Origin of the sequence: Dyadobacter sp. (genome assembly GCF_051859145.1) — a bacterium.
Lineage (GTDB): Bacteria > Bacteroidota > Bacteroidia > Cytophagales > Spirosomataceae > Dyadobacter.
The window spans coordinates 1-10,967 of the sequence record NZ_JBHYGF010000103.1 but is presented as its reverse complement, the minus strand read 5'-3'; the positions used below and the strand labels follow the sequence as shown (position 1 = coordinate 10,967).

The 10,967-nt window shown below is 48.0% G+C and carries 9 protein-coding genes; 6 read left to right on the top strand and 3 right to left on the bottom strand.

Annotated elements, in window-relative coordinates; translation table 11 throughout:
• Together ACTIE6_RS07645 and ACTIE6_RS07640 are read right to left on the bottom strand one after the other, a co-directional pair.
• Positions 1 to 1,052 (bottom strand): MFS transporter (locus tag ACTIE6_RS07645; protein ID WP_439556072.1); only part of this gene is annotated, 1,052 nt, incomplete at its 3' end.
• 95 nt (positions 1,053 to 1,147) lie between these two features.
• On the bottom strand, positions 1,148 to 1,975 hold the full coding sequence (locus ACTIE6_RS07640) for an alpha/beta hydrolase (protein WP_439556071.1): 828 nt from the start codon (positions 1,973 to 1,975) through the stop codon (positions 1,148 to 1,150).
• Positions 1,976 to 2,147: 172 nt separating this feature from the next.
• On the opposite strand from ACTIE6_RS07640, the gene ACTIE6_RS07635 reads away from it, so the two are divergent.
• The gene (locus tag ACTIE6_RS07635; protein WP_082489155.1) at positions 2,148 to 2,312 is read left to right on the top strand and encodes a lmo0937 family membrane protein; all 165 of its coding nucleotides are present in this window, start codon (positions 2,148 to 2,150) and stop codon (positions 2,310 to 2,312) included.
• A gap of 81 nt (positions 2,313 to 2,393) precedes the next feature.
• On the opposite strand, the gene ACTIE6_RS07630 is transcribed toward ACTIE6_RS07635, so the two are convergent.
• Positions 2,394 to 3,080, bottom strand: coding sequence for an arylesterase (locus ACTIE6_RS07630; RefSeq protein ID WP_439556070.1), 687 nt, complete (start codon positions 3,078 to 3,080; stop codon positions 2,394 to 2,396).
• Positions 3,081 to 3,267: 187 nt separating this feature from the next.
• Between ACTIE6_RS07630 and ACTIE6_RS07625 the strand changes: the two genes are divergently transcribed.
• The 5 genes from ACTIE6_RS07625 to ACTIE6_RS07605 form a co-directional block, all read left to right on the top strand.
• Positions 3,268 to 3,936, top strand: a complete 669-nt coding sequence (locus ACTIE6_RS07625) for an ABC transporter ATP-binding protein (protein ID WP_439556069.1) — start codon at positions 3,268 to 3,270, stop codon at positions 3,934 to 3,936.
• 13 nt (positions 3,937 to 3,949) lie between these two features.
• Positions 3,950 to 6,493: an ABC transporter permease gene (locus ACTIE6_RS07620; protein WP_439556068.1), complete on the top strand. Its 2,544-nt coding sequence runs from the start codon at positions 3,950 to 3,952 to the stop codon at positions 6,491 to 6,493.
• Positions 6,494 to 6,560: 67 nt separating this feature from the next.
• The gene (locus ACTIE6_RS07615) at positions 6,561 to 6,794 is read left to right on the top strand and encodes a hypothetical protein (protein ID WP_439556067.1); all 234 of its coding nucleotides are present in this window, start codon (positions 6,561 to 6,563) and stop codon (positions 6,792 to 6,794) included.
• Positions 6,795 to 7,146: 352 nt separating this feature from the next.
• Complete coding sequence (locus tag ACTIE6_RS07610) at positions 7,147 to 10,134, top strand: SusC/RagA family TonB-linked outer membrane protein (protein WP_439556073.1); 2,988 nt, start codon at positions 7,147 to 7,149, stop codon at positions 10,132 to 10,134.
• A 10-nt stretch (positions 10,135 to 10,144) separates the two neighbouring features.
• A partial coding sequence (locus ACTIE6_RS07605) for a RagB/SusD family nutrient uptake outer membrane protein (RefSeq protein ID WP_439556066.1) occupies positions 10,145 to 10,967 on the top strand: 823 nt, incomplete at its 3' end.

The following is a 10,967-nucleotide window of genomic DNA, read 5'->3' as shown; positions in this document are numbered from 1 at the left end:
AAACTGAAAATAGTCGGGAACATGATGCTGAAAAAGAAGTTGAGCATCAGCAATGCGATGAATGACGGCCAGCCCAGACTTTGCGCGATAATGAGGCACATAACAATGTTACATGCTGCGAAAATGGCAAGTAGCGAAGGCGGTGCAATGAAACGCATCAGGAACGTACCGATAAAACGACCGGCGAGCATCAGTACGAAAAAGAGGATCATCCAGTTACCCGCAACCGCGTCCGTGAAACCCATTTTCTCGTGCCCGTAATTAATAAAAAACGCCCAGGTACCAGCTTGTGCGGCTACATTGAAAAACTGCGCGAATACCGCCCACTTAAAATGCGTATGTTCGAAAAGACCTTTCTCAGGATGTGTATCTACATTCGCCGCTGCCGGATCTGCTGCCACGTGCGGATCAGTCAATGCAGGTACTTTAACGAAAGAAAAAAGCACCGCGATCGTCGCGATAACACTTCCGATCACGATATATAGCGTTTTAACCGAAGTAAGATCCGTGCTGCCTTCTACATTGTTTCTCAACAAAAAATAAGAACCTACCGCCGGTCCGATAATGGTACCCAGTGCATTAAAAGCCTGTGCGAAGTTGATCCGCATATCGCTGGTACGCTGGTCGCCGAGAGATGCGACAAACGGGTGCGCTACGGTTTCAAGCGTAGAAATACCACAGCCCAGAATAAACAATGCACCCCCAAAAAACGGAAATGAAGCTGCCGCCGCTGCGGGCACAAACAAAAACGATCCGGCCGCAAAAAGCGCCAGACCGAAAAGTACGCCGTTCTTATAACCGAAACGCTTCATAAAAAGCCCCGCGGGTATCCCCATTACACCATAAGCACCGAAAATTGCAAACTGCACAAAAGCAGACTGCGTCTTGGTCAGGCTCAATACGTGCTGAAAGTGCTTATTCAAAACATCTCCCATGGTAATGGCGATGCCCCAGAACATGAAAAGCGAGGTAACAAAAATGAGGGTAATCAGGTATCTGTTTTCAGTAAACTTGGGAGCGCCAGCCGGTGCAGGAGAGGAATAATTGCTCATTATAGCTGAATAGTAAAATTAAAAGGTAGGTTAATTCTATTTGTACAAATGTAAATGAGAGAAATTAGAAATTTGTATACAATCGAAAATACAACCTATTTGGCTGCTGCTTCTTTCCTATTAAAAAAATTGCTCATGAAAAGCAGCTGATATTGCACCGCATTGGTCCAGTAGGCCCAGTTGTGCGCGCCGGGCCGCACTATGTAATCGTGGGGAATGTTGCGGTAGGCCAGCTCGCGGTGCAGTTTTTCATTTACCTCAAAAAAGAAGTCTTCGCGGCCGCAGTCTATAATCAAAGACAATGTGTTCGGGGTTAGTAAATGCAGCATATTGATCACCGTATTTTCTTCCCACTCCTTCGGCTTCTCGGCGTATTTGCCCAAACGTTTTGCCATATCCCAGTTATTGGGAAATGGACGGATATCCACTCCCCCACTCATGCTGCCCGCCGCGCCGAATACATCCTGGTGCCGGAAAGCGAGGTATAACCCGCCGTGACCGCCCATACTCAGCCCGGTAATCGCCCGGCCTTTGCGGTCTTTGATCGTCTTGTACTTACTATCCACAAACGCCACGAGCTCTTTGGCCACGTAGGTTTCATATTTAAATGCCGGATCCGGACTGTCCCAGTACCAGCTTCCAAAGCCGCCATCGGGACAAACGATCATCATTTGATATAAATCCGCCGCTTTCTGAAAACCCGCTGCTTTCTTAATCCAGTCGGCATAATTGCCGCTATAACCGTGCAGGAGGTAAACGACGGGCATTTCGCCGGCAGTCGCGTAGTTGTCGGGCCGGATCACAACTGCCTTGATGTTCTTCTTCATGGCGGCACTATAAGTGTCCACAGTATCGACGAGGGCAGCTTTTGTAGAAAAACAAATTGTTAAAAGAATGAGCAGGCTTAGTAATGTTCGCTTCATAGAAGAGCTTTGAGATAAATTTCTACAACTTATGGCTATGTAATTTCAATGAAGCGCAAATATTGTAGAATCCGGGGAAAGTTATGGCGCGAAATCCAGGTATTTCTTGCTGGCATTTAAATTGATATCATTCAGTCATATCTCAAACATCTCTAACTCAAAATACAAAACAATGGGAAATCTTCTTTATACAATAGCTGTCATCCTCGTAATCCTTTGGTTGATAGGCTATTTCGGCTTCGCAAGCTTTGGACTTGGTAACATTATCCACATTCTTTTAGTGATTGCCGTAGTGGCGATTATTCTTCGTTTGATTCGTGGCGACAGGGTTGTGTAGAGTAAGAAGACATTGAAATAAAAAAGGCCCGGAGTACTGTTTTAGACAGCTCCGGGCCTTTCTGTTTGTAAGCCAATATTTTCAAAGCAGGTCTTCGATAATTACCCACACGTTCTGGGCCAGGATCTTATGGCCTTCCGCAGTGGGGTGAATGCCGTCGGGCAAGTTAAGCTTGGCTTCGCCACCCACACCTTCCAGTAAAAACGGGATCAGCGTGATGTTGTTCTTTTTGGCAAGATCAGCATAAACGGCACGGAAATCAGAAGCGTACTTCTGGCCGATATTGGGCGGTATCTGCATTCCTGCCAATACAATTTTTGCCTCTGGATACTTGGAATGTACCTTATCTATCATCGCCTGCAGGTTCTTTTTCGTTTCAGGCACCGGAATACCCCGCAAACCGTCATTCCCGCCGAGTTCCAATACAAATACATCAAGCGGCTGTTTGAGGAGCCATTCAATGCGACTGTTCCCGCCGGAGGTTGTTTCGCCGCTTACGCCTGCATTAATTACCTTATAGTTAAGTCCGAGTGAATCGATTTTCTTTTGGATCAATCCGACAAAACCCTGCGTAGGATCATCGAGTCCGTAGGCTGCGGTAAGGCTGTTCCCGAAAAATACGATGGTCTTTTTCTTCTCAGCATCCTGCCGGGCAGGCGCGTTGGCTGATTTTTCGCCGGACTCAGCTCCCTCCTTTTTCCCGCTATCACAGGAAAACAGTAGTAACGGAATAAAAAGTGTGTAGATAAAAAATGAAATGCGCTTCATAATAAAGTTTGATTTTGACTGAAATTAAAAGGACAAACTCGCGTGAAAATTGCCCTCAAACCGCTCATTTAGTTTTGAATGCCGTTTAACCTATATTTATAATCGACATAAAACCAAAAGAACCAAATTAGGGTGAAACAGGTTGCCCAAGCTTAGCACCACGAAATCATAAAAATAGGAACATTAGATGGATACCATACTCGATCTGCAGCAGGTAAGTAAAATATATAAAAGCGGTGATCGGTCGCTGACGGTTTTAGACAACATTCATTTTTCAGTAGCAGCAGGTTCGACCATGTCCATCGTAGGTCCGTCGGGAAGCGGAAAAACGACGCTGCTCGGCCTGTGCGCGGGTCTGGACCGGGCTTCTTCAGGAAACGTGGAGCTGCACGGAACCCGCCTCAATGGATTGAATGAAGACCAGCTCGCGGCTGTAAGAAACAAATATGTAGGATTCATTTTCCAAAATTTCCAGCTACTTCCCACCCTCACCGCACTGGAAAACGTAATGGTACCACTCGAACTTCGGGGTGAAAGAAATATCAAATCGCGCGCACTTGACCTGCTCGACAAGGTCGGACTTGCAGAGCGGAGCCACCACTACCCTACCCAGCTCAGCGGCGGCGAGCAGCAGCGCGTTTCTCTTGCCCGTGCTTTTTCAAATCAGCCACAGATCCTTTTTGCCGATGAACCTACCGGAAACCTCGACGCTGAAACCAGCGAGAAGGTAGTTAATCTGCTTTTTGACCTCAATAAAGAAGCCGGGACTACGCTCGTGGTGGTAACCCACGACCTCGAACTGGCCGCAAAAACGCAAAGGATCGTCCGCATCAAAGGCGGAAAACTGGTAGCATAACCCCGATTTCCTGATGGACTCCAACAACCTGAACATATCCTGGCTGCTGCAAATGGCGTGGCGCGACAGCCGGAAAAACCGCTCCCGCCTGGTACTTTTCATTTCATCAATCATTCTAGGCATTGCCGCATTAGTAGCCATTTACGCGCTGGGCGACAACCTGAAAGAAAACATCGACAATCAGGCCGCTACTTTAATTGGTGCTGATCTTGCGCTTTATGGAAACCGCGCGGTGGAAGGAAAAGCCAAAGAGCTGGTGGATTCACTGGGTAAAATCCGTTCGGAGGAGCGCAGCTTCGCTTCCATGGTTTATTTTACCAAAAGCGGCGGTAACAGGCTGGCGCAGGTTAAAGCATTGTCCGGGGCATTTCCTTATTATGGAAAATTCGAGACGGTTCCGGTTACGGCTGAAAAAACGTTCAGGAACAAACGCGAGGCGCTGGTGGACCAGACACTGATGCTGCCATACAATGCCAAAGTGGGCGACTCTGTCAGGATTGGTGAAGTGACATTCGCGATCGCCGGAATACTCGAAAAAGCGCCAGGAGCAACCGGTATCACAAGTTCCGTTGCGCCCACAGTTTACATTCCAATGCAGTACCTTGGCGAAACAGGCTTAATGCAAAAAGGAAGCCGCGTGGCTTATCGCTATTATTTCCGTTTTGCGCCAGGTACCGACGTTGACAAACTGGTTAAAAATCTGGAACCGCGTTTTGAGAAATTTGATCTGGACCATAATACTGTTCAGCAGCAAAAAGAAGACACAGGCCGCTCCTTCCGGGATTTAACGCGCTTTCTTGCATTGGTTGGCTTTGTTGCATTGCTGCTCGGCTGCATCGGAGTCGCTAGCGCGATCCATATTTACATTCGTGAAAAACTGAAATCCATTGCTATTCTGAGGTGTTTGGGTGTAAAAGCCTCCCAGGCTTTCCTCATTTACCTGATCCAGATCCTCGGGATCGGCATCATAGGTTCCGTCATAGGAGCCGCACTCGGCACTGCGATCCAGCAGTTTTTACCTCTCGTGATCAAAGACTTACTACCATTTGAACTTACCACGGCAATTTCCTGGACAGCGATCGCGCAGGGGCTGGCGATCGGCGTTTTGATCTCCGTACTTTTTGCATTGCCGCCTCTCCTGTCAATCCGCAGCGTCTCTCCGTTGAATGTGCTGCGCGTTTCACTTGATCCCGTGAAGCTTGAAAGAGACCCGGTTACATGGCTGCTGTATGTGTTGATCGTGCTGTTCATTTTCGGGTTTTCGTTTTTACAAATGCGTACCTGGGTCGAAGCGCTGGCATTTACGGCAAGTATCCTCGGATCGTTTTTGGTGTTGTATGGAATGGCGCTGCTGCTCACCTGGCTTGTGCGTCGGTTTTTTCCGGTTTCATGGAGCTACTTGTGGCGGCAGGGACTGGCAAACCTTTACCGCCCCAACAATCAAACCACGATCCTGATCGTCTCCATTGGTCTGGGTACCACGCTCATTTGCACCCTGTTTTTTGTACAAAGCATTTTGCTGGAACGTGTTAAGCTATCCACCAGTGGCAACCAGCCCAATATTGTCCTTTTTGATATTCAGGGTCACCAGAAAGAAGGTGTGCTGGCGATTGCCAAAGCGCAGAATGTGCCTGTTAATCAAAGTGTCTCTATTGTAAATATGAGACTGGAAGAACTAAATGGAAAAACGGCTGCCGACTTTGAGGGAGATACCACAATGGAACAATCGCGCCGGATTTTCGGGAGAGAGTACCGCGTCACTTTCCGGGACTCAACTACCTCTTCTGAAAAGATAACAAAGGGTAAATGGGAAGGAAAATATGATCCTGCGAAAGGATTAGTGCCCATTTCCCTCGAACAGGGTTTTGCCGATCGCAGCAAGATTGAGCTTGGAGACACCATGGTTTTCAATGTACAAGGTACCTTGATGAACACCCGCGTTTCGAGCTTGCGGGAAGTCAACTGGGGCGAAGTACAGACCAACTTCCTGGTGGTATTTCCAACAGGCGTGCTGGAAGAAGCGCCGCAGTTCCACGCCATGCTCACGCACGTGCCGAGCCCGGAGGTATCTGCTACCTTTCAGCAGGCTGTTGTGAGAAAGTATCCCAACATCGCCATTATCGACCTGGCATTGGTGCTGCGGTTGCTCGATGATATTTTTAACAAAATCGGCTTCGTGATACGGTTTATGGCTGGTTTCAGCATTCTGACGGGACTGATCGTGCTGATCTCTTCTGTGATGATCAGTAAATACCAGCGTTTGCAGGAAAGTGTTCTGCTCAGAACGCTGGGTGCAAGCCGCAAGCAAATTTTCGCGATAACCGCACTGGAATACTTCTTCCTGGGTGCGCTGGCTGCATTGACCGGCATTATCATCGCGCTGGTAGGCAGTTTTGCATTGGCCAAATTCAGCTTTGAAGCCGAGTTCAAACCGGAGCTGCTGCCGATTGTAGGCGTATTTTTCTTTGTCTCATTACTCACCGTGATCATCGGATTGATCAACAGCCGCGGAATTCTCTCGCGGCCGCCATTGGAGGTTTTGCGGCAGGATGTTTAATCTGGATATTTCGGAAGATCAAGAACTGATAAGAAAAAAGGGTTTCATAGAACTAAGATATTAAGTTATGCAGGAACAGGAATTACATCAACTACATGAATGGGGACTTCGAGTATCCCGTTTACTGGAACTGATTGCATTGACCAATCAGACTTTAAAGCTACTTGAAGATCATAACAGCCCACAGAGTCAGGTTAGTGATTATCGCTCTTTGCTAAACAAGCATAAAGTGGAGCTTGACGAGTTGATGCAAGCTTATGGTCTCACCATCAAGATCAGTTCGCTTGAAAGTGCTGCCTAGCACTGATCTAACTTGGCAAACCCTACAATTTAACAATTCCTTAAACATCCGAATTGCCTTCATTCCGGACGCAACTGCCACTTTTGCGCGCTCCTAAATCCAGGGAATTGATCACGATATCAATTTCATCCTATTTGTTCCTCAATTTTTTCAAACGTTTGCACAGAATTTCAAACGTTTGAAATCAGTATTAGCTATATTCTATAATTTGTTTCAAAAATACAATTGCAATCTTGCATTCAATCCTTCTTTATAATTACTCACCTTTCATGTTGTTCCAATTTAATAATCCACAAGTATGAAGAAAACTCTATCCCGATCAGTCGGAACTGGTCTGTGGCGAAGTTATGCAATGCTGTTTGCCGTGCTGCTGAGCCTGCAAGCGTACGCAGCGCCAGCCCCGTTAATGCAGAATGTGACACTCAAAGGCAAAGTAATTGCAGCAGGCAGCTCCGAGCCGCTCCCCGGCGTAACTGTTGTGATCTCGGACGTGAATGGGGGCAACAAGCAAGGCGCTACAACCGACGAAAATGGTAGCTTCTCATTTGCAAACCTGCAAACAGAGGTTAGTTACAACCTGGAATTCAGCTACATCGGTTTTGAAAAACAAACATTGTCCAACTTCCTTCTCACTGCGGACAATGCAGCTTCTGTTCAGGTTAGCCTCAAAGAAACGGCTGAAAACCTGGGCGAAGTAGTGGTGGTAGGTTATGGAAGTACCGCTAAAAAAGATATTACAGGTTCGGTTAAGTCTCTTAAAAGCACCGAATTCAACTCCGGTATCATCAACTCGCCCGAGCAGTTGCTGCAAGGCAAGGTGTCCGGTGTCAATGTTACCTCTGCAACAGGTGAACCGGGAGCGAAAAACAGCATTACCGTTCGTGGCCCGGGTGGCGTGCGTACGGGAAGTACGCCGCTGTTTGTGGTGGACGGAATGGCGCTGGACAACAGCAGCACAGGTGGAGACGGTAACCCGCTCAACTTCCTCAACCCACAGGACATTGAGTCCATGGACGTACTGAAAGATGCTTCTGCAACTGCGATTTATGGTGCGCGTGGAGCAAATGGCGTTATCCTGATTACTACCAAAAAAGGCAAGTCGGGGCAAGCGAGCATTACCTACTCAGGTAGCCTGGGACTCTCGAAAATGGCGCGGCCGCTGGATGTGCTGAACGGCGCTGATTTCGTTTCCGAGGCTAAAAAACTGGGAAGCACTGTGATCAACGAAGGAGCGGATACCGACTGGCAGAAAGAAATTTCCCGCACAGCCAAAACCCACAATCACAATCTTTCCATTGGTGGCGGCAGCGATCGCATGACTTACTACGCATCCTTTGGCGCACAAAAACAGGAAGGTATCCTGAAGGGCAGCAGCCAGGACCGCTACTCTGGCCGTGTCAATATTTCTCAAAAGCTGCTGAATGACCGCGTTACATTGGATGTGAACCTGAATGCGACCAACACCAAAACGCAACGCCCGAATATCCAGGGTATCATCGGTGGCGCCATCACAGCAAACCCGACTTACAAACCTTATGGTGACAATGGAGAACCGTACCAATACCAGGATGGTACAAACCCGCTGATTTCGCTCCGGCTTTATAAAGAACTGGTGAACACCAACCGCGTGCTGGCCAGCATCTCGCCTTCCGTTACGATCATTAAAGGATTGGTATACAAGCTCAATTTCGGTCTTGACCACTCCACTTCCGTGGAAGACAAGCAAACGCTGCCCAACACAGTCCCTTACGAAATTGGCCGACTGGAAAATTGGAGCAACAAAAACTCTAACCGCCTGATCGAGAACTACCTTACTTATACATTCAACAGCAAGGTTCATAGTTTCAGCGCGTTGGCCGGCCATTCTTACCAGCGTATATTCCTGCAGGAGAGAAATTTCAGCATTAATAAATTCCCGATCTCAGATATTGAACCCATTTACAACCCGGGTCTGGGACAGGATCTGACGCTGGTACTGAACCAGCCAGGCGGTTTTGCGACGATCAATGAGCTGCAATCGTTTTTTGGACGTGTCAACTACGGATTCAGGGACCGGTACCTGGCCACAGCTACACTGCGTGTTGACGGTTCGTCCAAGTTTGGCGCAAATAACAAATATGGATACTTCCCCTCCTTCTCCCTCGGCTGGCGGATTTCGGAAGAACCATTTATGAAATCTTCACCTTTCTCGGAGCTGAAACTACGCGCTGGCTGGGGATCGACGGGTAACCAGGAAATCCCTTCCAAAATCACCCAGGCGCGATTTACCTCTGTTGTATCGGGAACAACCAGCTACCCGCTTGACGGCACCAGCCCCTATCCCGCAGGTACAACCTACACGCGCCTTGCAAACCCTGATATTCAATGGGAAGTATCGCAGCAAACGGATATCGGACTTGATTTTGGTTTGTTCAAAGGAGCATTAAGCGGTGAAATCGACTATTTCTCCAAGACTTCAAGAAAAATCTTGCTGGAAGTAATCCCTGCTGATCCCGTGCAACCAGCTGGAACTTTCTGGACCAACGTACCTGATATGCGCATTGTGAACCGAGGTGTCGAACTGGAATTGAATTACCGGAATGCACTTGAAAATGGCTTACGATACGGACTCGGCGGGAACATCACATTCATCAAAAATGAAGTGACAGGCTCTCCTTACTCGGTTATTCCTTCGGGTTCTGCGCAGGGATCGGGACTTACATCTGCTACGATCAATGGTTACCTGAGCGGCCAGCCAATTGGTACGTTTTTCCTCAAAGAACACATTGGATATGATGAAAACGGGATCAGCAAGTTCCGTGATGTAGACGGCGACGGTATTGTAACCGACAATGACCGCATTGCCGCAGGTACTGCGCTTCCAACCCGCATGTACAATTTCAATGGTAATGTCAGCTTCAAAGGCTTTGATCTTGCAGCCAATTTCAATGGGGTAGCCGGCAATAAGGTTTACGATAACACAGCCAATTCAAATTTCTACAAACTGAAATTGTCGAAAGGTCTGAACGTTACGCGTGACGCATTGACTACCGAGGGTGAATCGATCAACAACTCAGCGCCTGTGTCAACCAGATTTCTGAAAAGCGGCGCATTCCTGCGGTTGAACAACCTTGTATTGGGATACAACCTGAACACGACGAAACTGGGCATTAACAAATGGGTACAAACCCTGCGGCTTTCAGTTACCGGCCAGAACCTGGCTGTTTGGACGAAGTACAACGGGTACGATCCGGAGGTGAACAACGACCGCGAAATCAAAGGGGTAACTTCCTATGGTATCGATTACCTGAGCTACCCGAAAGCGAGAACTGTGCTGTTTGGTGTCAATGTTGGTTTTTAATTATTACAAAATGAAAAATAGACTATCCCTCATATTTACGGCAGCCAGCCTGCTATATTTTACTACCTCCTGCACCAACCTGCAGGAAGAAGTTCTGGACGAAACGCTGAGCAACAAGCTTTCTCCCCAGGATGAAGCCAATGGATTGATCGCGCCTGTTTACGCATTGTTGCCCAACCTGTTCCTGCATACCAATTATTTTACATTGCAGGAAATCAGCACGGACGAAGCAATACTACCCTACCGCGGCGGTACCGACTGGGGCGACAATGGAATTTACCTGGCTATGCACCAGCATAATACCACTGCTACCGATCCCAATGTGAACAACACCTGGAACCAGCTGGTACAATCCATTTCCCGCTCCATTACCGCAATTACGAGCTACAAACAGTCCACAGATCCCAATGCAGCTGCTTATCTGGCAGAGGCAAGAGCAATGCGCGCTTACTACAATATGGTTTTGCTCGATATGTTTGGGATTGTTTTTGTGAAGGAAGATCCGGGCACAACGTCTACGATCATCCGCGGTGAAGAAGCTGTGAAGTACATTGAAAGCGAGCTGCTCGCCGCCGAGCCGCTGCTGAAACCGAAATCAGCTGTGGGCCCGGGCCGGTTGAACCAGGCTGCCGCATGGAGCCTGCTGTCAAGACTATACCTGAATGCAGGTGTTTACCGCAACCGTTACGCGCCTACTATCGAGTTCCGTACCGAAGATCTGGACAAGGTGATCCAGTATACCGACAAGGTAATCGCGTCCGGACAGGCGAAGCTATCTGCTGATTATTTTTCAATATTCAGCAACAACAACCATAATAACGAAGAGCTGATCT

Bases quoted from the DNA above. Each gene is read 5' to 3' on its own strand.
- ACTIE6_RS07635 (WP_082489155.1), top strand. From the start codon at position 2,148: ATGGGAAATCTTCTTTATACAATAGCTGTCATCCTCGTAATCCTTTGG.
- ACTIE6_RS07625 (WP_439556069.1), top strand. From the start codon at position 3,268: ATGGATACCATACTCGATCTGCAGCAGGTAAGTAAAATATATAAAAGC.
- ACTIE6_RS07615 (WP_439556067.1), top strand. From the start codon at position 6,561: ATGCAGGAACAGGAATTACATCAACTACATGAATGGGGACTTCGAGTA.
- ACTIE6_RS07640 (WP_439556071.1), bottom strand. From the start codon at position 1,975: ATGAAGCGAACATTACTAAGCCTGCTCATTCTTTTAACAATTTGTTTT.
- ACTIE6_RS07620 (WP_439556068.1), top strand. From the start codon at position 3,950: ATGGACTCCAACAACCTGAACATATCCTGGCTGCTGCAAATGGCGTGG.
- ACTIE6_RS07610 (WP_439556073.1), top strand. From the start codon at position 7,147: ATGCTGTTTGCCGTGCTGCTGAGCCTGCAAGCGTACGCAGCGCCAGCC.
- ACTIE6_RS07630 (WP_439556070.1), bottom strand. From the start codon at position 3,080: ATGAAGCGCATTTCATTTTTTATCTACACACTTTTTATTCCGTTACTA.